At 69.0% G+C, this 21,973-nt stretch carries 18 protein-coding genes and 2 pseudogenes; 8 read left to right on the forward strand and 12 right to left on the reverse strand.

Annotated features, from left to right (window positions below; all coding sequences use genetic code 11):
• The first annotated feature begins 5 nt into the window (after positions 1 to 5).
• Positions 6 to 224, forward strand: coding sequence for a hypothetical protein (locus tag ACFYX0_RS23600; protein ID WP_355919282.1), 219 nt, complete (start codon positions 6 to 8; stop codon positions 222 to 224).
• A gap of 58 nt (positions 225 to 282) precedes the next feature.
• Here ACFYX0_RS23600 and ACFYX0_RS23605 read toward each other — a convergent pair whose 3' ends face one another.
• A complete protein-coding gene (locus tag ACFYX0_RS23605; protein ID WP_388972882.1) occupies positions 283 to 825 on the reverse strand; it encodes an SDR family oxidoreductase in 543 nt (180 codons plus the stop codon).
• A gap of 81 nt (positions 826 to 906) precedes the next feature.
• On the reverse strand, positions 907 to 2,232 hold the full coding sequence (locus tag ACFYX0_RS23610; protein ID WP_388972884.1) for an RNA-guided endonuclease InsQ/TnpB family protein: 1,326 nt from the start codon (positions 2,230 to 2,232) through the stop codon (positions 907 to 909).
• A gap of 59 nt (positions 2,233 to 2,291) precedes the next feature.
• Here ACFYX0_RS23610 and tnpA point away from each other — a divergent pair.
• Both tnpA and ACFYX0_RS23620 read left to right on the forward strand, forming a co-directional pair.
• Positions 2,292 to 2,690, forward strand: a pseudogene (gene tnpA / locus ACFYX0_RS23615) (IS200/IS605 family transposase); the annotation flags it as partial.
• 367 nt (positions 2,691 to 3,057) lie between these two features.
• On the forward strand, positions 3,058 to 3,666 hold the full coding sequence (locus ACFYX0_RS23620) for a TetR/AcrR family transcriptional regulator (RefSeq protein ID WP_355919273.1): 609 nt from the start codon (positions 3,058 to 3,060) through the stop codon (positions 3,664 to 3,666).
• A 216-nt stretch (positions 3,667 to 3,882) separates the two neighbouring features.
• Here ACFYX0_RS23620 and ACFYX0_RS23625 read toward each other — a convergent pair whose 3' ends face one another.
• A complete protein-coding gene (locus tag ACFYX0_RS23625) occupies positions 3,883 to 4,329 on the reverse strand; it encodes a MarR family winged helix-turn-helix transcriptional regulator (RefSeq protein ID WP_388972885.1) in 447 nt (148 codons plus the stop codon).
• 108 nt (positions 4,330 to 4,437) lie between these two features.
• On the opposite strand from ACFYX0_RS23625, the pseudogene ACFYX0_RS23630 reads away from it, so the two are divergent.
• Positions 4,438 to 5,368: pseudogene (locus ACFYX0_RS23630) on the forward strand (alpha/beta hydrolase).
• Between the two features lie 69 nt (positions 5,369 to 5,437).
• Here the strand turns inward: ACFYX0_RS23630 and ACFYX0_RS23635 are convergent.
• From ACFYX0_RS23635 to ACFYX0_RS23645, 3 genes are all read right to left on the reverse strand, one after another.
• Entirely contained in the window at positions 5,438 to 6,730 is a 1,293-nt protein-coding gene (locus ACFYX0_RS23635) for an ABC transporter permease (RefSeq protein WP_388972887.1), read from the reverse strand.
• Positions 6,731 to 6,774: 44 nt separating this feature from the next.
• Positions 6,775 to 7,845, reverse strand: a complete 1,071-nt coding sequence (locus tag ACFYX0_RS23640; protein WP_388972888.1) for a YbhN family protein — start codon at positions 7,843 to 7,845, stop codon at positions 6,775 to 6,777.
• An 86-nt stretch (positions 7,846 to 7,931) separates the two neighbouring features.
• The gene (locus tag ACFYX0_RS23645; RefSeq protein WP_388972890.1) at positions 7,932 to 8,843 is read right to left on the reverse strand and encodes a patatin-like phospholipase family protein; all 912 of its coding nucleotides are present in this window, start codon (positions 8,841 to 8,843) and stop codon (positions 7,932 to 7,934) included.
• A 399-nt stretch (positions 8,844 to 9,242) separates the two neighbouring features.
• On the opposite strand from ACFYX0_RS23645, the gene ACFYX0_RS23650 reads away from it, so the two are divergent.
• The gene (locus ACFYX0_RS23650) at positions 9,243 to 10,445 is read left to right on the forward strand and encodes a cytochrome P450 (protein WP_355919257.1); all 1,203 of its coding nucleotides are present in this window, start codon (positions 9,243 to 9,245) and stop codon (positions 10,443 to 10,445) included.
• Between the two features lie 114 nt (positions 10,446 to 10,559).
• Here ACFYX0_RS23650 and ACFYX0_RS23655 read toward each other — a convergent pair whose 3' ends face one another.
• Positions 10,560 to 10,784, reverse strand: coding sequence for a hypothetical protein (locus ACFYX0_RS23655; protein ID WP_388972892.1), 225 nt, complete (start codon positions 10,782 to 10,784; stop codon positions 10,560 to 10,562).
• A complete protein-coding gene (locus ACFYX0_RS23660; protein ID WP_311698675.1) occupies positions 10,781 to 11,416 on the reverse strand; it encodes an AAA family ATPase in 636 nt (211 codons plus the stop codon). The genes ACFYX0_RS23655 and ACFYX0_RS23660 overlap by 4 nt, the downstream gene beginning before the upstream one ends.
• 361 nt (positions 11,417 to 11,777) lie before the next feature.
• Here ACFYX0_RS23660 and ACFYX0_RS23665 point away from each other — a divergent pair, with 361 nt between their 5' ends.
• Positions 11,778 to 13,487 (forward strand): MFS transporter, encoded by a 1,710-nt coding sequence (locus tag ACFYX0_RS23665; protein WP_388972894.1) that lies wholly within the window; start codon positions 11,778 to 11,780, stop codon positions 13,485 to 13,487.
• A gap of 320 nt (positions 13,488 to 13,807) precedes the next feature.
• Entirely contained in the window at positions 13,808 to 16,603 is a 2,796-nt protein-coding gene (locus ACFYX0_RS23670; protein WP_388972896.1) for an ATP-binding protein, read from the forward strand.
• Positions 16,604 to 16,631: 28 nt separating this feature from the next.
• On the opposite strand, the gene ACFYX0_RS23675 is transcribed toward ACFYX0_RS23670, so the two are convergent.
• Positions 16,632 to 17,345, reverse strand: coding sequence for a hypothetical protein (locus ACFYX0_RS23675; RefSeq protein ID WP_388972898.1), 714 nt, complete (start codon positions 17,343 to 17,345; stop codon positions 16,632 to 16,634).
• 212 nt (positions 17,346 to 17,557) lie between these two features.
• On the opposite strand from ACFYX0_RS23675, the gene ACFYX0_RS23680 reads away from it, so the two are divergent.
• Positions 17,558 to 18,292 carry a rhomboid-like protein gene (locus ACFYX0_RS23680; RefSeq protein ID WP_388972900.1) on the forward strand — a complete coding sequence of 245 codons (735 nt, stop codon included), beginning with the start codon at positions 17,558 to 17,560 and terminating at the stop codon, positions 18,290 to 18,292.
• 151 nt (positions 18,293 to 18,443) lie between these two features.
• On the opposite strand, the gene ACFYX0_RS23685 is transcribed toward ACFYX0_RS23680, so the two are convergent.
• The 3 genes from ACFYX0_RS23685 to ACFYX0_RS23695 form a co-directional block, all read right to left on the reverse strand.
• Positions 18,444 to 18,695 (reverse strand): carboxypeptidase-like regulatory domain-containing protein, encoded by a 252-nt coding sequence (locus ACFYX0_RS23685; RefSeq protein ID WP_388972914.1) that lies wholly within the window; start codon positions 18,693 to 18,695, stop codon positions 18,444 to 18,446.
• A gap of 27 nt (positions 18,696 to 18,722) precedes the next feature.
• Positions 18,723 to 19,856: a nitric oxide synthase oxygenase gene (locus ACFYX0_RS23690; RefSeq protein ID WP_388972902.1), complete on the reverse strand. Its 1,134-nt coding sequence runs from the start codon at positions 19,854 to 19,856 to the stop codon at positions 18,723 to 18,725.
• A 159-nt stretch (positions 19,857 to 20,015) separates the two neighbouring features.
• The gene (locus ACFYX0_RS23695; protein ID WP_388972903.1) at positions 20,016 to 21,158 is read right to left on the reverse strand and encodes a globin domain-containing protein; all 1,143 of its coding nucleotides are present in this window, start codon (positions 21,156 to 21,158) and stop codon (positions 20,016 to 20,018) included.
• Positions 21,159 to 21,973: the final 815 nt, after the last annotated feature.

Below are 21,973 nucleotides of genomic sequence, written 5' to 3' on the forward strand. Positions count from 1 at the left end.
TACGCATGGAGTCCCGGCGCTTCGTGCTGCGCGCCTGCGACGGCACGTACGGCCACGCCTTCGCCGCTGTGGACGCCTACCAGCGGCGCCACAACAGGCACCGCCCGCTCCCACCCCGCGACCAGCTACCGCCCGACACCCGACGCGGGGGTGCGTTGGACGATCTCCATGTCGATGCCGAGCCGGGCAGCGTGCTCGACTCTCCTGCACGCTCGCGGCCGTGACCGACACCGCCCCGCAGTCCGGGGACGCGATGGACAGACCGGTGCGGGGGCCGCGTTCTCAGGCGCTGTTGCGGCCGATGCTCGCACCGCCGTCGACGCGCAGGATCTGGCCGGTGATGAAACCCGCCTTCTCGGAGAGCAGGAAGGCAATGGCGGCTGCGAGCTCGTCCGGGCGCCCGAACCTTCCCATGGGAACACCCGCCAGGTAGCGGGCGGCCGCGGCCGACCCGGGCGGGTTGTTCTCCCGGAACAGTTCGGTCTCGGTGGGGCCGGGGGCGACGGCGTTGACGGTGATCCCGTGTGCAGCGAGCTCTCCGGCCCAGCCTCGCGTCAAGAACTCCATGGCGGCCTTGGCCGCACCGTAGGACGTGCGATCGGGCAACCCCAGGGTGACCAGGCTGGTGACGTTCACCACGCGGCCCCAGGACCGTTCGAGCATGCCGGGCAACACGGCCTGGACGATCTGGACCGCGGTGCGCACGTTCATGTCGAGAACCGCGTCGAGGTCGGACAGAGCGACCTCCCCGACGGGCGCGGGTCGCACCAGACCCACATTGTTGACCACGGCGTCGACCGGTCCCGCGCCCGTAACCTCGCCCAAGACCTGATCGGTGATCGGACGGAAAGGTCGGCTTCTTGAAGTTCTCCCGTCCCTTCGCGAGCTCCGGAAGGGGATTCCCATCTACCTTGCGGCGACAGGCTTGACGGTTTTACCCGCCCTGCGACCGCGCCTTCCGGCGGCCGGGACCTCCACGATGGCGTGGCCGGTCCAGTACAGGTGCAAGATGTTCCGGGCCGCGTTCCAGTCGGCGTTGCACTGGAATCCGCAGTCGGGGTTCTTGCATACGAACGTGGCCTGGTCTTCCCGGCTGCCCGGTGTGGTGAAGCCGCACGCGGAACAGCGTCGGGATGTGTTCGGGGCGGGCACCTTGATCAGCCGGCCGCCGTAGCGGGCGGTCTTGTACGTCAGCATCGTGACCGTCCGCCCCCACGCCTCCTGGGCGATGGAGCGGTTCAGACCGGCCTTGGCCTTGACGTTCTTGCCCGGTTCCTCGATGGTGCCCCGAGCGGACGTGACCATGTTCGTGATGTTGAGCTGTTCGACCACGACCGTGCCGTATGTGCGGGCGAGGTAGGTGGTCGTCCGGTGCTGCCAGTCCACGGCTCGTCGCGTGGCTTTTGCTCGGAGCTGCTTGATCTGGTCGTAGGTGTGCTGCAAGCGGCGGGAGGTCTTCTCCCCCTTCTTGCGGAAGGACTTTTGGTGTGCGGCCTGGCGCTCCAGCGTGAGGAGCTTGGTCTTCTCCTTCTGGGTGAGCCACTTGTCCCGGTCGGCTTTGCCGTCGGGACGTCGGGGCGGGCGCCCGTGGTCCTGGTGGTCCTTGTTGGACAGGGCGAGGGGGATGTTCACCCCGGCGTCGATGCCGACCTGCGGCCCCTGATGCGGTTCCGGCGCGGTTTCCAGGCCCCGCACGCGGAAGATGATGTGCCAGCCGAGTGCGTCCTTGACCAGCCGGGCACCGGTGATCCGGTTGTCCTTGTCCGCCCGCTTGCCCACCGGGAGGTCTTTGGTCCAGCGGAAGCGGACCCGGCCCACCTTGGGGATGTTGACCATGCCCCATCGGCGGTGGACACGGACGATGTTCAGGTCCCGGCCCTGCGGGATGTCCACGGACATGGCCGCGCGGAACCGGGCCTTGAAGTTCGGCTCGTCGGCGCGGCCTTCCCAGCAGTTCTTCCAGCTCTGGAAGTACGTCTTCAGCACTGCTTGCGCGGCCTGCGCCGGCAGTTCGGCGAGGTAGTCGAGATCTTGGCGGGCCTGCCGTATCGCCTCATCGGCGGCGGCGAGGCCGCGCTTGGCCTTCGGCATCATCTGCCACCAGGAGTGCAGGCAGTTCCACATGGTGCGGGCCGCGTGTGCCTGGTCGTCAATGATCCGGATCTCGGCAGGGCTGAGCGCCAGCCGGGCACGGTGCCCGAACTGCCGGTTCACCAGGCCGAGTTCGCTCACAGTGATCACTCTACTACAGTTGGTTCATGTCACCGCGATGAAACCCTCATCCTGGCGTCAGAACCGGCCGTCACATCGTCCACAACCTGCACGTGCACTTGGTGTTCCCCACCAAGTACCGGCGCAGAGCATTCACCGACGAGATGCTGACGCGCTGCGAAGAGATCATGCGCGACGTGTGCGACGACTCCGAGGCCGACCTGAAGCAGTTCAACGGCGAACACGACCACGTCCACCTCCTCGTGCACCACCCGCCCAAAGTCCAGCTCTCCAAGCTGGTCAACAGCCTCAAGGGCGTCTCCGCCCGGCTCCTGCGCAAGGAATACGACGCGCACGTCCGCCGCCACCTGTGGGCCGGGCACATCTGGTCCGGCTCCTACTTCGCCGGAAGCTGCGGCGGGGCACCGCTCACCGTCGCACAGCAGTACATCGAGCGGCAACAGCGCCCCGAAAGCTGAGCTGGACACTGCGAACCCGTGCTTCGCCGCAGGTCAGAGCAGTTCTGAGATGCGCTTCACCACCACCCTGAAGGGCGGCACACTGCGCAAGATCAAAGGTAGAATTCGCCGGGAATATACTGCGGGCGCTGCCCACGGGGGCATGACCTTCTTCCGCCAGCTGCTCGGCGAGGGCGCGGCCGATGCCCTTGGACGCGCCCGTGATGGCCACTCGCCTCCTCGTCATGGGTTCACTCCTTTGCTGCGCCCCGCGCAACCGCACGTGCGCCGGAGGGCGGTCAGGGCAATCTGTCGACTCAGGGCGTGGTGAGCAGCTCGGCGTGCTAAGTTAACACGAAGGTTCGTTTTTTTCGTGTAGGAGGGATCCATGCCCAAGGTCACGCAGGAGTACATGGAGGCCCGCCGTAGGCAGATCCTGGACGCGGCTCGCCGCTGTTTCCTGCGCGACGGATTCCACTCGACGTCCATGCAGGACCTATTCACAGAATCGGGGCTGTCGGCGGGCGCGGTTTATCGGCACTTCGCAAGCAAGAACGAAGTCATCACGGCGATCGTCGAGGAGAACATGCGTGACGTCCTCGCCATGGTTCACAGCGCCGCCAGGAATCGTCCCAGCAGTTCCGTCGGCGCCCTGATGGCCGACGTCCTCGATATCGTGAACACCAAAACCGCCGAGCAGAACATCGCTGGACTGTCCGTCCTGGCGTGGTCGGAATCTCTCCGGAACCCCTCGCTGGCCGCGCAGTTCGTCGACCTGATGACTCAGATGCGATCCGCTCTCACGGATGTCATTCGCGAACACCAGCAGAGCGGCACCCTCACGCGCGAGGCGTCTCCCGAGGCGATCGCCGCCGCGCTCATATGCATCCTGCCCGGCTATATTCTCCAGTTGGCCATGGGTGAGACCAAGACCATGGAGGAAGTTCCCGGCGCATTCCGGGCACTCTGGCCGAATTCGGCCGCGCCTTCAAATTGAGTATGGCATTTTCGGTGCGCCAGTAGAATCGCATTGCCTGCTGCACCGGCCTTAGCGTTCGACCTCCCCCCCAGCAGGCCGTGTCGCGTTGCCGGTCGAATGTTCAGAGTAAAAAAGCCGCCGTACCCACAGTAGGCGCCACGGCCATCTGTACTGGCCCCCGCTTTGCGGCATCTGTTTCTGGGGGGGCTGATGCTATTCGCGGGCCATGTCCCCTCATCCCAGCCCTCCGTGGGAGCCCGCCTCGAGGGTTGCGCGAAGGCCGGCCAGGGTTGAGGCCATGCGGGCCAGGTCGTCGGGGGGAACCGCCGCGATCAGCGAGATGAGCTCGCTTTCGACTATGGGGCGGGCAGCGCACAACTGCTCCTCACCCGCGGATGTGAGGCGGAGGACGGACGAGCGGCGGTCCTGGGGGTGTGCGACCCGCAGGCACCAGCCCGCAGCCACCAGCCGGTCGACCGCCTTGCTGACGGCCCCCACGGTGATCGCCAGTTCGCCGACGATGTCGAGCACGCGACACCCCGGCACGCGGTCGATGATCTCCAGAAGCTCGAACTGCCCCAGCCCCAGCCCTTGTTCGGCGCGCAACCGGGCGCTCGCCGCGTTGTAGAGCCGGGTCTCGACGCGGACCAGATCGCTGAAGATCGAGGTGATGTGGCTCACATTAGCTCCTGTGGATTCCCAGGAATCATCTTCCTTGGAATCCGGTTGGGGTCAGGCAGGTGGATTCCCAGGAATCCATCATCGCACCCCGACCCATGGAGGCCCCGCATGTCCCGACAGCAGCGCGACGCCCTGGACGCCATACTCCGTTCCGCCCCTCGCAGCAAGATCCGGCCCACTCCCGAGGAGCAGCGCAGCGGTTTCGCCGTGGCTGTCACCCGCCCCGCGCCGGAGGGCGTAGTCACCCGCAGGACCGTCCTGGGCGGGCGGCCGGCACTGGAGCTGGAGCCGGTCGAAGCCTCCGGCCGCGGCCGACTGCTCTACCTGCACGGCGGCGGCTACGTCATCGGCTCACCGGACACCCACGCCGGGCTCGTCGGTGAACTGGCCCGCCGCACCGGGCTGCGCGCGACGTCGGTCGATTACCGGCTGGCGCCCGAACACCCTTTCCCCGCGGCTGTCGACGACGGGCTCGCGGCCTACCGCGAGCTGCTGGCGTCGGGCACCGACCCACGGGACCTCGTCATGGCCGGTGACTCCGCCGGTGGCGGATTGAGCATCGCCACGCTGCTCGCCGCCCGGGAGGCCGGGCTGCCGCAGCCAGCCGCCGTGGTCGTCTTCTCCCCCCTGGGCCGACCTCACCCTCGCCGGAGGAAGCATCCGTTCCAAGGAGAGCGCCGACCCCATCTTCACACAGGCCGACGTGCGCGCCTACGCCGATCTCTACGTCGGCGCAGGCGACAGGGCGCATCCCCTGGCCAGTCCGGTGTTCGCCGACCTCACCGGACTGCCCCCACTCCTCGTGCAGGTCGGGGCGAACGAGGTGCTCCTCGACGACGCGGTCCGGCTGGCCGGCCGCGCGGGCGCCGACGGCGTCGAGGTCACGCTCGAAGTCGGCCCCGGCCTCCCCCATGTCTTCCAGCACCACTACGGCCGCCTCGACGAGGCGGACGCCGCACTCGACCGCGCCGCCCGCTTCCTCACCGCCCACCTGAGCGCCGGGCGCCAGGACGCCGACCATCTCGAACCGGTCCACTGACACCGCCCCGACGGCCTCCACGTGATGTCGGCGACGGCCGCAGGAACGCCATCGCCGACATCACGGGCATCATTCGTGGGCTGCATGTCGGGCGTGCGAGTGCGTGCCGTGTCCTTCCAGTGCCGGCGAGAGAGACGGGAGGGCGGCGGCGGGTTCGTCAGCGGCCAGGTCCTCAGCACTCGTATCGCCGGGCTCGCGGGCGCCTTGTTCGAGCGTGTCGCTCGGGACGGTGAGGGGGCGACGACCGAATACGACGGACATCAGCCCGAACACGCTCCACAGCACGAGAACGACGATATGGCCTCCGGATCCGTGGCCGTCGAAGTAGGCCGTGCTGCGCAGAAGACTTGCACCGGCGCCCGGGGGCAGCCATTGGCCGATGTCGTCGACTGCCTTGGGGAGCAGTTCCGGTGCGGACGTGCTGCCGGAAAACGGGTTTCCCACGAAGACCATGAGTGCGGCGCCGAGCCCGAGCCCTGGTTGACCGATGAGCCTGATCAGGCCGGCGCTGGTCGTGCTGACGGCGAGCATGGTGAGGGACAGGGCCGCCCAAGTGGCCACGTGATTGTGCGGCAGCGCGCCCAGGATGCCCTGGGTGACCAGGTAGGCGGCGAGGCCGGAAACAGCGCACCCGACGATCAGGTCGATGAACCGACGCCACCCCGGCAGACGGAGTCCCGACAGGGTGATGAGGGCTGCGATGAGAACGCTGCAGATGGTGAGCGGGAGAAGTGCCGAGCTGAAGACCACTCCCCGGGGGTCGTCCGTAGAGGTCGGGACGACATCCACAGTCTTCACCGTGACCTGGGCCACCGTCTTGGCGACGCTCTTCCGGGCACGGGACCCGTGGGACGTGGCGTGGGCCGGAGGGGCGAGTCTCTCTTCGGACAACTTCGTGGCGTGGATGGCAAGTTGTCGTCCGGACATCCCGAGCAGCTGGGCCACGGGCGTACTCGCGGCAGTGGCTTCCAGTACGGTGACGCTGGCGGGAGTTATGGCGAATGCGCCGTAGACCTCCCGATTCTTGATGGCGGAGCGTGCCGACGCCTGGTCGGGGTAGAGGTGGAAGTCGAATCCGCCCGGTTTGCTTCGAGTCAGGCTTTCGACCACGTTCTGGCTGGCCGTGCTGGTACCCACGATTCCCACGGGCAGGTCTCGCGGCGCGATGCGCGATGCGGGCCATGCGTATGCCATCGCGGCAAGCGAGACCACCAGCGGCAACCCCACGATCATGAGGACGGCCCTACGCCAGGACAGGGCCTTCACCGGTGGGTTCTTCACGGTCACGCCTCCCATAAGACGAATGATCATTTTATTAAACAGCAGTCTGACGTACCTGCCGGTAATAGTCAAGACGAACATTCGTTTTCTTTCGTGTTGGAGGCGTCAACCAGCAGAGGCCTGCGTCACAGCGGCAGTGGTTGTTCCTCCGGCTGTGCCGGCGGCTGCCGACGCGGTGCGGCGCCGGTGCTGGAGTCGGGTGCCCGCCGCCTGCGGGTCGACCGTCGGCGTTGGTGAACCAGCAGGACCCATCCGGCGGCACTGACCAGCCCGGGGGTGATCAGCCGGTACAGGAGATCGGCAGCGGTGGCGGAGCTGGTGGGTGTCCCACCGTGGTGCAGAGTGAGAACCAGGGCCGCGTCGAGGGTGCCGAGGCCAGCAGGCAGGAGCGGCATGGCTGACGCGGCCGTCATCGCGGCGACGTAGGCCAGGAACACGGTGCCGAGCGTGGGCGACGCTCCGACGGCATGGCACACAGCGAGCAAGCAGGCGAGGTCCGCACTCCAATTGCCCAGGGCCAAGCCGAGACCCCGCGCCCAGAAACGGGCAGACGGGTGCATGGCAGCCAACTCGTCGAGCAGTCCTTCGGCCGACGGATGGTCCGCGGCGCCGTGGCGCAGCCTGCTCCACAGCCGAAGAAGGACGCTCACAGGCCGACGCAGTGTGGCGGGGTGGTGGACCAGCGCCAGTACGGCGCCGGCAAGGGCGCAGGTCGCAACGACCTGGACCGCGACCGAGAAGAGTTGTGAGTCGTCCTCTGCCAGAGTGTGTCCGACGCCGGCGAGTATGGCGAGCGCGATCGTGCTCAGAACGCCGGTGGCTGCGTGCACGAAACCGATCTGAGGCGCGCTGGCCCCCCAGGAGCGCATGCGGCGCGTCCGGTAGGTGAGGGAGATCAGGCTCCCGCCGGGCAGGGTCGCGCCCAGAGCGTTCGCGGCGAACACCGTGGCGGCAGCGGAACCGAGCTTGACGCCCAGCCCGCCGGCGCCGAGCGCGAGCCGCTGAAGGCGGGCAAACGCCATCATGGAAACCATCTCGGCGGCAAGTGCCAGTAGGAACCAGTTGAGGTGGGCGCGGGCCAGCTGCCCTGCTGCCTGGCGCGCGTAGGGCGCCACCCACACCGATTCGGTGCCCGCCACGCTCACCATGGCGCATGCGGTCAGCACGGTACGTCGGCGCAGACGCGGCGGAGTCAAGGCCGGTCCCCGCGGCAAGGCTGCCCTGTCCTGCCCGCCACCGCGCAGATGTCGTATGAGGGGGCCGAGTGCGCCATGGGGCATCCTTAAGCCATGGCCGCGGGCTGCTGGATGAGCCAGTCCTGGGTGAGCCGGTAACCGGCCCGGACCAGGCGCGGTGTGTCGCGGAAGTCGATGAGGCTGGTTACGGGGGTGGTGACTGCTGGCAGCCGAAGAACCGACCCGCGGACGGCCGCCAGGTCCCGTCGCTCACGCTCGTCCAGGATCTGGCCCACTGCCCGGTAGGCGGCGAGCAGGGCTGCGTGTGCCTGACGCCCGGTCTGTTTCGTGACGGCGGCGGGCAGCACGTAAATGGTGGCGGCACCGAGCGCTTCCGCCTGGAGCACGGGCGTATCCGCCGACACGCCACCGTCGATGAGACGGCGCTCCCCCACGCGCACCGGTGGATACAACCCCGGGAAGGCCGACGAGGCAAGTAGTGCTGCAACAGCGTCGCCTCGGGACAGAACGACGGCGGCGCCGGTCTCGAAGTCGGTCGCCACAACGTGCACGGGCACGGTGACGTCCTCAAGGCGGCTTACGCCGACCCCGTACCGCAGCAATTGCTGCAGCGCCGCGCTCGAGACCGCCGCCTCCCCCCGCCCCACGGCGGCCCTGATCAGGGTCCTCGGTGAGATCGGAGCGACATCCCGGCGCTTGAGGCTCAGCCACAACGCTTCCAGCCTGTCGATGCCCTCGATGCTCGGATCGGCGGCGAAGGCAGCGCCGTTGAGAGCGCCGGCCGAGGATCCCACCACGAGATCGGGAGTGATTCCCGCCTGCGTGAGCGCCCGAAGCGCGCCGACCTGCGCAGCGCACAGACTGCCACCGCCCTGCAGCACGAACGCCACGGTGCCGGACGGAGTCCGCTCGGCCGTCGTAGGCGCTGCCCGCATCCCGTCAGCCTTCGGCACCTGACACGGGGTCATTCCTGACCCGCCGGTCTGCACGGTAGCCATGCCGCCTCCTCCCCTTCCCGGAACAACCATTCCGTTCAGCGCTGCTCATCCTGCGCCACAGCCGAGCGGCAGGTCAAGACGAATATTCGTTTTTCTTTACCTGGGTCTGGACTCGTTCGGTTCTCCCCCAGCGATCCCGACCAGGGTGGTGACCAGTGGCCAACGCTGACGGGAGCTGCTGGGCTCGGCGCAGGACGGCGGGCTGATCCTGAAGGACGACTCCGACGCCGGTATGGATCCTGCTGTGCGGAACGTCTGCGCGTCGATCGCGGCGGTCGCTGCACTCGCCTTCGCCGGCCGCGGGCGCCCGTTCTCCCCCGCCCCGTTCGGCTGAATGCGTCCTTCGCTGATGTACCGCCGGCTGCTAGCGTCCGACGAAGCGGGAGACGGGGGCAGGCGATGGCAGCAGCCGAGGTGATCGATCTGGTCGCGATGGGCGAGGACTTCGTCCGCGATCCCTATCCGGTCTACGCGGCGCTGCGGGAGCGCGGCCCCGTCCACAAGGTGCGGATCCCAGAGGGTACGGAGGCCTGGCTCGTTGTCGGGTACGAGGCTGGCCGGGCCGCGCTCGTAGATCCGCGGTTGTCCAAGCAGTGGAAGAACGCCTCGCCCTCCTTTCCGCTCCCCAATCCGTCTGCCGGGCCGCACATGCTCAACTCCGACCCGCCGGACCATGAGCGGCTGCGCAGGCTCGTCGTCCGCGAGTTCACACCGCGCCGGATCGAGCAGCTCGCGCCGCGTGTGCAGCAGATCACTGACGAGTTGCTCGACGCGATGACGGCGATTCCGGAAGGACGGGCCGATCTCGTCGAGGCGCTCTCCTTCCCGCTGCCGATCTCGGTGATCTGCGAGCTGCTCGGTGTGCCGATGCTGGACCGGGCCGCGTTCCGCGCGTGGACCGGCGCGATCCTCACCGGCCAAGACCCGAAGGCGCGGCTTGCGGCGACAGGTGAGGTGTCCGCATATCTCGTCGACTTGCTGGAGCGCAAGCGCCTGTCCCCGGGCCAGGACCTGATGAGCGCTCTGATCCGCACCACCGATGAGGAAGGTGACCGGCTGTCCGCGGACGAACTGCGCGGTATGGCCTGGCTGCTGCTGGTCGCGGGACATGAGACCACGGTCAACCTGATCTCCAACGGCGTATTGGCCCTGCTGACCCATCCCGACCAACTCGCCGCACTGCGCGGGGACATGACGCTCATCGACAACGCGGTGGAGGAGATGCTGCGCTACGACGGGCCGTTGGAGACACCGACGTTCAGGTTCACCACAGAGCCGGTCGAGATCGGCACCACAGTCATCCCCGGCGGTGGTGAGCTGGTCCTCGTGGCCCTGGCGGACTCGAACCACGATCCGGCACGCTTCCCCGACCCCGGCCGCTTCGACATCCGGCGGGCCGCGGGCGGTCATGTCGCCTTCGGCCACGGCATCCACTACTGCCTCGGCGCGCCGCTCGCCCGCATGGAGGCCCGGATCGCGATCCGTTCCCTGTTGGAGCGCTGTCCCGACCTCGCAATCGACGCCCACCCGGCCGCCCTGACCTGGCGCCACGGCATGCTCATCCGGGGCCCGCGTCAGCTGCCGGTGCGGTGGAAGTCCTGACCTTGAGCTTGCGCGAGAGCACACCCGCCGGCACCTGCCACCCGGCCGGCCGCAAGTCCGGCGGCATCGACCACTTCACATGGCAGTTGTTGACGCGCGACGACGCCACATCGCTTACGAGGCGTTCCTCAGCGGGCGCAGTGCGGCGGCGCCGGCCCGCCCCAGCGCGCACACGGGTGACCCCACCCATCGCATGAGGTCGCGCGGCAAGTCGGTGTCGAGCTCGATGGTCACCCGGACGTATCGGGTGTACAGCTGGGCGACCTTGACGGGACGCGGGACGGCGGCATCCGGTTCGCGCTGCAATGCGGCCCGGTAGGTGTCCTTGCGCTGATTCATGCTTTGTCCTGTCGCTTGATGAGTTCGTCTGCGAGGTCCATGTACGCCGAGCCCTTGGCCTCGACAGGACTGCCGAATGACTGGGCGTACAGGTCGAGCCGCGGAATGTGGGTGGACAGCACGTCGAATCCCCGCTCGGTGAGCGCTTCGCGGGCGTCGGCGTCAGGACCGGTGCGCGTGGCGTCGGCACGATTCGTTCGGTTCAGCAGAATGGCGGCGCGGGCCGGCTGAATGCGCAAGGACTGTACGTCGCCCATCTCGCCGCCGATGGGCGCCATACGATCCAACTCGATGGGAGCCGGAGCCACCGGCAGGATCCACTCGCTCGCGTACCTCATGATGCTCCGGGCGATGTGCGCGTGGTCCTCCAGTTGAGGAGCGTCGAACACGACGGCCTGCCGGTCGCCCAGGAAGTCGTTCACGCGCCGGTGCACGTCGCCCACCGGAAGAGCGACCACGGGAAACGGGAAGCCACCTGCCAATTCGCTCCAGTGCAGCGCGGAGGAGGCGGGGTCGCTGTCGACCAGCAACGGCGGGATACCCGACTCGTGAAGTGCGTGGGCCAACCAGACTGCGCTGGTCGTCTTTCCCACTCCGGGCTTGAGGTTCACAAAGGCGTAGCTCAGCGACACGAGGCCCAACGTATGGTCGCGAGCGACTGCCGGCCGTCGGCTCGGGGCACACCGTTTCGTTGTTCACCCAACGGCGCCAATGAATCATTCGGACGGTCCAGTACGGAAGTCGCCGGTCGGCACCGTCCTGCCGCTGCCCCTCCCCAGGCGCCAGGTCACGTTTCGGCATCCCCGTGCACACCTCTAGGTCGTACCGACTGGTCGGTACTAGCCTCTGCGCACACCTTCTCCCCATCTGGACACAGACACCCCGGGGTTCGGCCCACCTGGCCGAACAATGCTCGTGCCAGCCGCGCCGCAAGGCGTGCACTGTCCGCACCCACCGCACCGGGCCCATGGGCCCGAGCCCAGGAGCCGCCGCATGACTTCCATGCCTGCTTCGCCCGACGACACGAACGTCAGACCAATCGACACCGGCACACCGGAAACCTCCGGCCGTGCCGCCCGGTTGTGGCGCCGCGAACTGAACGACTACCCCGTCACCTCACGCCGCATGGCGTACCTGGCGATCGTGGTGCTGACCACCGTGGTCCTGTACTACGCCCTCTACGTGCAGTACGCGGTCGCCACGTCGATCATCCTGCACTTCCACATGACCTACAGCTATTTCGTGTGGGTCTCCGTCATCGGCAACGCGGTCGGCGCCTTCGCCTCGCTCGTGGCGGGCCTCGCCGACCGCTGGGGCCGGGCCAACATGGTGGTCTACGGACTTCTCATCGCCGCCCTGCTCAGCCTCCTCGGCCTGCCCAACGCCCCGGACAAGAGCACCTACCTGGTGCTTTTCGCCGGCCTCAGCTTCATCGAAGGCATCGTGCTGGTGGCCACGCCGGCGCTGATCCGGGACTTCTCGCCACAGCTCGGCCGAGCCACCGCCATGGGCTACTGGACCATGGGCCCGGTCATCGGGAGCCTGGTCGTCACCGTCGTCACCAGCAGCACCCTGTCCTTCGCCGGCTGGCAGGACGAGCTGCGCTACTCCGGCTGGGCCGGGCTTGCCGTCTTCGTGCTGGCACTGGTGGGGCTGCGAGAGCTGTCGCCCCGGCTGCGTGACCAGATCATGGTCAGCCTCCGCGACCGTGCGCTGGTCGAAGCGCGCGCCAAGGGCATGAATGCGAGGACGGCGACCAAGGCCCACTGGCGGCAGATGCTACGGCTGGACGTCGTCGGCTCGGCCACCGCCGTCAGCCTCTTCCTCCTCCTCTACTTCGGCGCCGTAGGAAACCTCGTCGTCTATTTCGCCGCGACCTTCGGCTACAGCGAGCAGCGCACCAATGGGCTGGCCAACTGGTACTGGGCGGCCAACGCGGTGGCACTGGTGGCGGCGGGGCTGCTCTCCGACAGGTTGAAGGTGCGCAAGCCCTTCATGATCGTCGGCGCGATCGGCTCGATCGTGGTCACCGTGCTCTTCGCCCTGCACGCCACAGAGCCGCGCACCGGCTACTACACCTTTGCCGCACTGTTCGTCGCCATCGGTGTGCTCACCGGCGTCACCTACGCACCCTGGATGGCGAGCTTCACCGAAACCGTGGAGAAGCAGAACCCGGCCGCCACGGCGACCGGTCTGGCCGTGTGGGGATGGATCATCCGCGCGGTGGTCGCGATCTCCACGGCGTTCGTCCCGGTCGTGGTGACCTCGGCCACGCCACTGGTCGAGCATGGTGCCGAGGTGAAGGCCGCGAGTGTCCAGGCCGCCCCCGCACTGTCCGTCATCGACGCGCACCCGCGGCTTTTCGCCGAACTCGACGCGTACCCTCCGACTGCGGTCCCGCCGGCGCTGACGGCTCAGGCGGTGCGCGAGGTCGGGGCCGACGACCTGGCCACCGTGCGCAAGGCGCAGCCGCAGTTGGCGCTGCTGAAACGCTACGGATCCCAGGTGAAGAGCGCCTCGGCCGAGGGCCCCGAGCAGTGGCGCACCTGGTGGCTGATCTGTGCCGCCGGACAAATGCTCTTCCTGCCGTTCGTCTTCGTCATGGCCGGCCGCTGGAGCCCTCGTAGGGCCCGCGACGAGGCGGTGGAGCACCAGCGCGCCGTGGATCGTGAACTGGCGGCCCTCGCCGAGAAGGGCGACTGATCCCAGGCCACCGTCCAGCCTGGGTCGGGAGGTCCTTGCGCCGCCCACCCAGGCTGTGGCGTCGGCGACCGGCGGAGCGCACACCGGTCGGGGCTACGACAGCCCGTACACAGCGAACTCTCAACCATGGGCAGCAAGGTCGCGGCCTGCACCGTCCGGGAGAACCTCAAGGAGCACGGCACGGCACCCCTCCCGCGCCCCCGAGAGACAGAATCCCTCCTAGCCTGCCACCTCGGCACCATGTTCGGGAGGCTACCGACACGGTTCCCCCATACCTCTGCCGCACATCGTTCCACTTCGCTAGGCTCACCGACAGGCTGGTGAGCGAGGGGAACAGCGTGCCGGGACAGGAACGCAACGAGCAACGAGTCGGCTCGACAGGCCCCAGCCGGGCGGGCACGCCGCTGTACGAGCGTGCCGACGAGATGGCAGCCGCGCGAGAGGCAGTGGAGGCGCTCTGCGCCCGCTCGACGGACCGCGGCGGTCGACATGGCGATCTGCTGCTGTTGAGCGGCGCCGCGGGGCTGGGCAAGACGACCTTGCTGACCGAGATCAGAGCCATCGCCGCTGCCCGCGGGTGCACGGTCCTGTCCGCGCGCGGCAGCGAGCAGGAGCACACGGTTCCCTTCCACGTCGTACGGCAGTTGTTGCAGCCCGTCCTGGCAGCCTGTACCGAGGCTGAACGTCGCGAGATCTTCGGTGGCTGGTACGAGATCGCCGGGCCGGCCGTTGGCCTCCTGGCCCAGCAGGCCGGTACCGCCATGCCGGATCCACAGGGTGTCCGGGACGGTCTGGACTGGGTTCTCACACAACTCGCCGTGCACAAAGCCCCGATCGTCATGGTCGTCGACGATGCGCACTGGGGTGATCTGGAGTCCCTCGCCTGGCTGGCCGCGTTCGCCGTGCGGGTGCAGGAACTTCCCCTCCTGATCGTCCTGGGGTATCGCCCGGACGAACTGCATGCCGACGCCGCGGCGTTGCGTGAACTGATCGGCGGCCGGGGGTCCCACCCGATCACCTTGCGCGCTCTCAGCCCTGAGTCGGTCGCCAAATTGGCCCGCGGCGCACTCGGGCCGGAAGCGGACGATCCCTTCTGCCGCGAGTGCTGGGCCGTCACCGGCGGCAACCCCTACGAAACCGTCGAACTGATCGCCAAGGTCCAGGACCGCGGTCTCACCCCCTCCGAGGAGTCGGCGCATCTGCTGCGCGACCTCGGTGCGTCGTCCCGCGGCACCGGGCTGGTCAAACGGCTGGAGAGACTCGGCAACCCGGCCGTGCGGCTCGCCTGGGCGGCGGCCGTACTCGGGACCGAGATCTCCCCTGAACTGGCGGCTTCGGTGGCCGGGCTCCCACCGGCCGAGGCTCAGGACGCCACGGACAGACTGCGGGTCGCTCGTATCCTGACCGGCACCAGGACGCTCGAGTTCGTCCACCCCCTCATCGCCACTGCCGTGTATCGGGCCATCCCTTCGGCCATGCGCACAGCGATGCACGGTCAGGCCGCCAGCGCGGTGGTCGACGCGGGCCTGAACATCACTGTCGCCGCACGGCACCTGCTGGAGACCCATCCGAGCAACGACCCGGAGACCGTCCAGCAGCTGCGCGCGGCCGCGCGGGAGAATCTTCGCCAAGGCGCTCCGGACGCCGCTCATCGCTGCCTGGAGCGTGCGCTGCGCGAGCCGCCGCCGGCCGAGGAGCGCGCGGCCGTGCTCCACGAGCTCGGCTGTTCCGCCCTGCTCACCTCCCCGGCCACCACGGTCAACCACCTCTCGGCGGCCTTGCAGCTGCCCGACCTCGACCCCGCGCTCAGAGAGGACGCCACGTTCCGGCTGGCCCAGGCTCTCGCCCACAACGACCAGCTCGGCGAGGCAGCCGCCGTGGCGGGGGCCGAGGCTGCCCACACACGGTCGTACGGGGCACGGCTGCGTCTGCAGGCCGCGCACCACCTGTGGCTGGTCTTTGACGTGCATGAGGTGCAGGCGCCTGTCCGCTCCCGTCGGCTCGCGCGGCTCGCTGAGCATCTGTCCGGGCAGAACATGGGAGAGAAGGCCTTGCTGTGCCTGCGTACCTGGGATGCGACGCTGCGCGGTGAGCCGGCTGAAAGCGCCCTGGCCGTCGCCACACGCGCCGTGGGGCTCAGCTACACCGACCCGGACTGGGGCTTCGAGCTGCCCAGCATCACCGCGCTCGGGTACATGTACGCCGACCAGTGCGACCGTGCAGAAGAGCTGTTCAGCTCCGCCATCGCCGAGTGCCAGCAGGTCGGGTGGAGCGGCGCCCACCTCTCCTTCGGCTTCAACCTCCTCGGCCTGGTCCACTTCCGGCGCGGAATGCTCGCCCAGGCGGAGCGCTGCGCGCGTGAGGCGGTCCGGCTGGCCGACCGCGTCGGACCCCGGCTGCCCGCCAAGTGGTACGCCGTCGGTCTGCTGCTCGACATCCTGCTGTCCCGCGGCGAGAACGAGGAAGCGCTGAGCGTCGCCGAGACGCACGACTTCGCGCCGCCGTACCCCAACGCGGTGGTCTTCCCGGACCCCCAGGCGCTGTACGGACGCCTGCTGCTCGTCCGTGGCCGGCGCACGGAAGCCATCGCCCAGCTCACCGCCGCCGGGAAACGACTCGAGGCCAAAGGCATCCTCAATCCGACCTGGTGTCCCTGGGCGGGGCACCTCGCCCTCGCCCTCGCCCAGGAGGACCCGGCAGGCGCCCGAGCTCTCGCAGCGCAGACGCTGCGCCGAGCAGAGCGTTACGACACGCCCACCGCCATAGGTGAGGCACTGCGCTTCAGCGCGGCGGTGTCCGAGGCGGGGGACACCTTGGCGCTGCTGGAGCGGGCGGTGGAGACGCTCAGCAAGTCCCCCAATCAGTTCCTGTACGCCGAGGCACTGGTTGACTTCGCCGTCGGCCTCAGACGCCGCGGCCACGCTGACCGCGTGGCGGAACTGCTTTTCGAGGGTGCCGACTTGGCGGAGAGGTGCGGGGCGGAACGTCTCGCGGAGCGGGCCCACGCGGAGATTGCCGCAGCGGGCTTGCGCCCGAGTGGACTACGCATCAGGGCGCAGAGCGGAGACCGGACAGCAGAGCCCAGCCGCGCGGGTGCCGGCAAAGTGCAGCACTGATACCGCGCGCCCTTACCCCGTCGGAGTCTCAGGCATCGCCGGGGAGCAGGTGCTGGCCGACCTGGCGGAAGGCCCAGGAGCCATGGGCGTGGGTGAAGACCCACACAAGGTCGAAGCGGTTCGGCCACACCGCGGGCACGCCGCTGTGCGATGCGCCAAGGGCGTTGACGATGGCCGGGATTCGCGAGTGCTCCCAGCAGATGAGGACCGGTTGGGGAGCAGAGAGCGCGGCCTTGGTCAGTGCCGCTTCCTGACCCTCGGCATAGGTGGTGTCCAGTCTGATGCCCAGGTGCTGGGCGAGCGGTGTGACGGTCTCCCGCATCCGGTGGGCGCCGGCGAGGGGACCTTGGTCGGCGGCGGCGTAGATGGTACGCGGGCGTACGATGCCCGGTTTCAGGGCCTGGCCCTTGGGCGGGGCGAACAGCGTCGGCAGTGCCCCGGCCCGTCCCCAGCCGCGTCGGGTGAGGGACTTGGCGTCCGGACGGCCGTTCTCGTCGATACCGGATTCGTGTTTGCCGGGCTTCTCCCCGTGCCGGATGACCATGATGGTGGTGTCGTCTCCGACCGGGACCCCGGAGACCGGCCCGTCGGTGGGGTCGGATGCGGCTTTGCGCGCGTGCTTGCCGCCGCAGCCCGCAAGGACCGCGGGCGCGGCCGCCGCCATGGCGGCCAACGCCCAACGCCGGCTGATCGCCTCGCGACCGGCACCGCTACCGCCCGTCACCCGCGCAGGTCCCTCCATCCAGCGTCCCACCAGACGAAATCCCTCCCGTGTAAGTCGAACCACTCGTCACTGCGGGGCAGTACAGCATCGCTTGGTGAGAACTCCTCTCATGTTGGCCGCCATCGGAACCGGGCAAGGCGGCAGACGGTCTCTCCCCGGGAAGGCCGGGCACAGCGCCCGTGAACGCCCGAGCGCCGACGGCGAGAACGCATCAGACATGCAGGAAACGGATGAAGATGAGGGCTGGGGAGACGTTGAGGCGGCGGCTGCCGGGCACCGCCGTGTACGTGACGGCCCTGCTGCTCACCGCCTGGTGGCTGAAGGGACAACCGGCAGCGGAGCGCGCCCGTTTCATGCGCCACAACAGCAGCAACGTCCATCACCTGGATGTCGGCAAGTGGTGGACCCTGTTCACCAGCGGTCTGGTGGTCGACGGTGTCCCGGCCCTGGTCGGTATCGCCGCGGTGGCCGGGGTTCTGGGATGCGCCGAATGGCGGTGGGGCACGCTGCGCGCGTGCGGAGTGTTCGTCTTCGGCCACCTCACCGCGACCCTGCTCACCGAGGGCGCCCTGTGGCTGATGCACATCGTCCATCTGCCAGGCGTGCCCACCCGGACCCGTGACGTGGGCATCAGCTACGGCCTGGTGACGACCGCCGCCTGCCTGCTCGCCCTCGCCACCGGCCGGCTGCGCCGCTACGGCCTGCCTCTGCTTGCCGCGGCGCTGACGGCCGCCCTGCTGTACGACCAGGAACTCGCCGACGTCGGCCATCTGGTCTCCCTGGCGCTGGGCGCCCTCGCCACCCGCACGGGGTGGCTGCGCACCCCGTCCGGCCCGGCACGGACGGAGACCGCCGGGCCGGGTCCCGTCGACGCCGACGCATCGCCCGGCGGGAGTCACCCTGTGGGGAATGACGGCATCGGTGCGCCGGATCGGCGAGGAGCAGCTCCAACTGGCGGGTGCTGAGGCAGGATCGAGCGCTGCCGGCTGTACTCGCCCGGCAACTGCCGTGACAGCTCGGTGACCGCGCCGCCGACTTCACCGGATTGCCCTGCCGGGGCGCCGCGCGAGAGGGCCCGGACGATGTCATCGCCCGGGCCCTCTCAGCCGGCCGGAACTAGACCTTCTGCAAGGCGAAGTTCAGCGTCGTCGTCGCTCCCTTGCTGATCCTCACCGTCGTCATCTGCGACTGATAGCCGTCGTCCGCGCAGATCACCTGCAACGGGTTCCGGGCATCGGTCCACACCTGATAGTGGCCGCTCGCGTCGGTGATGATCGTGTAGTGCGCCCCCGACGTGGTGATCTGGACCACCGCGCCGGGCAGCGGACCCGCGGACCCGGTGACGACGCCGGTGACCTTGCCCCCCAGGTCTTCGGCGGGGCGTCAAATGCCCTCTCAGGCCGCGCCGTAGGGGCATCCTCCCGGAACCCCTGCGGTCCGGTGCACGAAGGCCGGCCGCAGGTCGGGGTCCTCGGGGTCGTAGTAGCGGTGGAACACCGCGGTCGCCCCTCCGGACAGGGGCGGGACGATCCAGCTCCAGTCAGTCGGCACCGGGCGCCCGTGCCGCCCCTCGCGCTCCACATGCGAGAGGAAGCGCCGCGACTCCGTGTGGTGGTCGGCCATGCTCACCCCCGCCTGCTCGTAGGAGTGCAGGACAGCCAGGTTGAGCTCGACCAGGGCGCGGTCCCGCCACAGGGTGCGCTCGTTACGGGTATCGAGGCCGAACAGCTCGGCGACGGCGGGCAGCAGGTTGTAGCGGTCGGTGTCGGCGAGGTTGCGCGAGCCGATCTCGGTGCCCATGTACCAGCCGTTGAAGGGCGCGGCCGGGTACATGACCCCGCCGATCTCCAGCGACATGTCGCTGACGGCCGGCACCGCGTACCAGCGCAGACCGAGGTCGGCGAACCCGGGATGGCGCGGATGCGTCAACGGCACCTCCAGCACGGCGTCCTCGGGCACCTCGTAGAACTCCGGGGTCAGGCCAGGGCCGGGCTGCACCAGCAACGGCAGTACCTCGAAGGGCGTTTCGCCGCCCTTCCAGCCCAAGTCCCTCGCCAGCGCCACCCGGTGGGCGCTGCGCGGGTCGTCCGCATAGCGCACCAACTGCTCGCCCAGCAGCGCGGCGGCGGGACGGCCGGGGCGATCGGGGGCGAAGACGCTGATGACCGGCCGGACACGACCTCCGTTGGTCGCGATCCGCAGATGCTCGAAGCACTCACTGGCGATGTCGTCGGGATGCGTGACGTGCCGCAGGTCCCGCACGATCAGGTTGTTCCAGTAGAGCCGGCCTATGCAGCGCGCCGCGTTGCGCCAGGCAACCCGCGCGCCGAACGCCAGCTCCGCCGGGGTGTGTTCGTACGTGCCGAAGCGCTCCACCTCCGCGGTGACCTCCGCGAGCCGCCGGCGCGGATCGCCGTCGCCCGGGTTCTCGGCGGCGTACTGGCGGATGAACACCTCGGCGGCCGCCAGGACGGCGTCGTGCGCCGACGAGCGGCGCCGAGCTGGGTCGGACGGAGGGGGGAGTTGCACCGGATTCTCTCCTGCTCGGGGGTTGCTGCTCACGCGGGCCCGGCGCGCCGGCGGTGGTCCGGCGGCCGCTCGGCCGGGAGGGGACGGGTCGAGGCCGAGTCCGGCGGGCGGGCGCGGCAAGCGGGTGGCCGCACGGCCGGGGCCGGGTCGGCCGGATGATCAGTCTTCGGGCGGTTCCCGCAACTGCCGGGGCAGCAACGCGGCCTCGAGTGCGGGCACGTCGAAGGGGTCGAAGTGGATCCGCTCCTGCGGGATACCCTGCCGGGCCAGGGTGGCGCTGGCCTGCGTGACCATGTCCACCGGCCCGGAGAGAAACGCCTCGTGCCGGTACCACGGTCCGAACTCGTTCAGCACCCGCGGCAGAGTGCCCTCCAGCCCCGCAATACGCTCGTGCGACACCGCGGCCCGCACAGAGAGCCAGTGGTGCCGCTGGGACATCCTGAGCATGTCGTCCAGGCCGTATAGCTCCTCGGCGGTCCGCGCGCCGACGAAGACGTCGACGTAGCGCTCTGTCCCGGTGCGGGCCGCGTCCTCGACCAGGGCCTTGATGGGGGCCATGCCGGTCCCGCCGGCCACACACACCAGATCCCGATCGGTGCGCGGATCGAGCGTCATGTCGCCCTGAGTGGGTCCAAGCCGCACCACGTCCCCGGGCTTGGCGCTGTAGACCAGGCCTTGGCTGACCCGGCCGTGGGCGACCGCACGCACGTGGAAGGTCACGGTGTTGTCCGGTCGTGGCGCGTGCGCGGGCGAGTAGTAGCGCCACGCCTTGGGGTGCCAGGGCGTCTCCACGCTCGCGTACTGGCCTGCCGTGTACGGGTAGGGCGCGTGGGGCCGCACGGTGATTTCCGCGATGCCATGGCCGCGGTGCACGTGGTGGATGATCTCCGCCTCCCACACCGCGGGCGCCGTGCGGGCGTCCTCCCCCGCGGCGTGCATCATCACCTGCGCGACGACGCCGTATCCGTGCGTCCATGCGGCGGCCAGCTCCGGGCTCCACTCCGGGCCGGCGTAGCGGGCCAGGGAGGCGAGCAGGCACTCGCCCACCGCGGGGTAGTGGCCGTCCAGCGCCCCGAACTTGCGGTGGTCGCGACCTAGCCGGCAGCAGAACCGGATCAGGTTCTCCGGGTCGTCCACGAGGTCGACGATCTGCAGCAGCCCGCGCAGCAACCGGTCGCGCTGGACGTCCAGGTCGTCCGGGAAGAGCCCACGCACCTCGGGGTGACGTGCGAACAGAATGGCGTAGAAATACACCGTCATGTCCGCTGCGTACGGGCCGACCACAGCCACGCTGGCGCGCATCAGGGCGATTTCCTCCGCGGTCAGCGGCACGAGGTCCGGCAGCGGGCTCGGCGCCGGGGGCGAGGGAGTGGAAGGAGGCGCTGCTGATTCCGGTGACTGCGCCGTGGCATCCGCTGCGTCACGGCGTCCTCGCGACGCACGGGAGAATATCACCGGGCGCCTCCCGCTTCAGTTTGAATCGTCATCACCATGAGGGAAATTCAGTGTCAGAGCAGTGGGGAGCGGGGACCGCCGCGACCGCTGCACAGGCAATCGCGGTTGCCGGGGACAGGCCGACGGCCGGCACGGGGTTCCGCTGTGCCGGAAGCCCGCCCAGCACCCAGAAAAGGTCCGCCATTCGGCTGTGGCGCCGTCACGATACGAAGCGACAGATCAATTCGGCCGCACACGGGGCGACTTGGGAACGGGCGGGAGGGAACTCCCTGGGACCTCCTGCGGTTCGGTGGCGATCGGCAGGAACGCATTCACCCTAATACACAATCTCCACCGGTCAACCAAAGGATGGGCACGACCTCGCCGCCACTCGCGCGCTTATGCCCCGCAGGCCGGCCCGCGACGCTCGTGTTCGGCGCCGAGGAGGGGGAATCGACGCGGAACCGACCGGAGGAAGTGTATGGAACCGGCTGAAAACAGGCCGCGGCACGGCAGCCCGACAACTCCCCCGGAATCCGCGTCCGCTGCCGCCGGTGAGGTGTCGAAGCCCGCTCCGCATTGCCACCCGAAACCAGTCGGCTTCGGGAGCTGTGGTGGATTCAGAAGGCATGGCTCACCACAGCGTAATACCAGGTGAATTCACCGAGCCGAACATGATCTCT

It is taken from the genome of Streptomyces sp. NPDC002573, from assembly GCF_042889625.1.
GTDB lineage: Bacteria > Actinomycetota > Actinomycetes > Streptomycetales > Streptomycetaceae > Streptomyces > Streptomyces gibsoniae.

What these genes read in the sequence shown, in the direction of transcription:
- ACFYX0_RS23600 (WP_355919282.1), top strand. Translation starts at nt 6, where the DNA reads ATGGAGTCCCGGCGCTTCGTGCTGCGCGCCTGCGACGGCACGTACGGC.
- ACFYX0_RS23620 (WP_355919273.1), top strand. Translation starts at nt 3,058, where the DNA reads ATGCCCAAGGTCACGCAGGAGTACATGGAGGCCCGCCGTAGGCAGATC.
- ACFYX0_RS23635 (WP_388972887.1), bottom strand. Translation starts at nt 6,730, where the DNA reads ATGTTCGTCTTGACTATTACCGGCAGGTACGTCAGACTGCTGTTTAAT.
- ACFYX0_RS23645 (WP_388972890.1), bottom strand. Translation starts at nt 8,843, where the DNA reads ATGGCTACCGTGCAGACCGGCGGGTCAGGAATGACCCCGTGTCAGGTG.
- ACFYX0_RS23650 (WP_355919257.1), top strand. Translation starts at nt 9,243, where the DNA reads ATGGCAGCAGCCGAGGTGATCGATCTGGTCGCGATGGGCGAGGACTTC.
- ACFYX0_RS23655 (WP_388972892.1), bottom strand. Translation starts at nt 10,784, where the DNA reads ATGAATCAGCGCAAGGACACCTACCGGGCCGCATTGCAGCGCGAACCG.
- ACFYX0_RS23665 (WP_388972894.1), top strand. Translation starts at nt 11,778, where the DNA reads ATGACTTCCATGCCTGCTTCGCCCGACGACACGAACGTCAGACCAATC.
- ACFYX0_RS23675 (WP_388972898.1), bottom strand. Translation starts at nt 17,345, where the DNA reads ATGGAGGGACCTGCGCGGGTGACGGGCGGTAGCGGTGCCGGTCGCGAG.
- ACFYX0_RS23680 (WP_388972900.1), top strand. Translation starts at nt 17,558, where the DNA reads ATGAAGATGAGGGCTGGGGAGACGTTGAGGCGGCGGCTGCCGGGCACC.
- ACFYX0_RS23695 (WP_388972903.1), bottom strand. Translation starts at nt 21,158, where the DNA reads ATGCGCGCCAGCGTGGCTGTGGTCGGCCCGTACGCAGCGGACATGACG.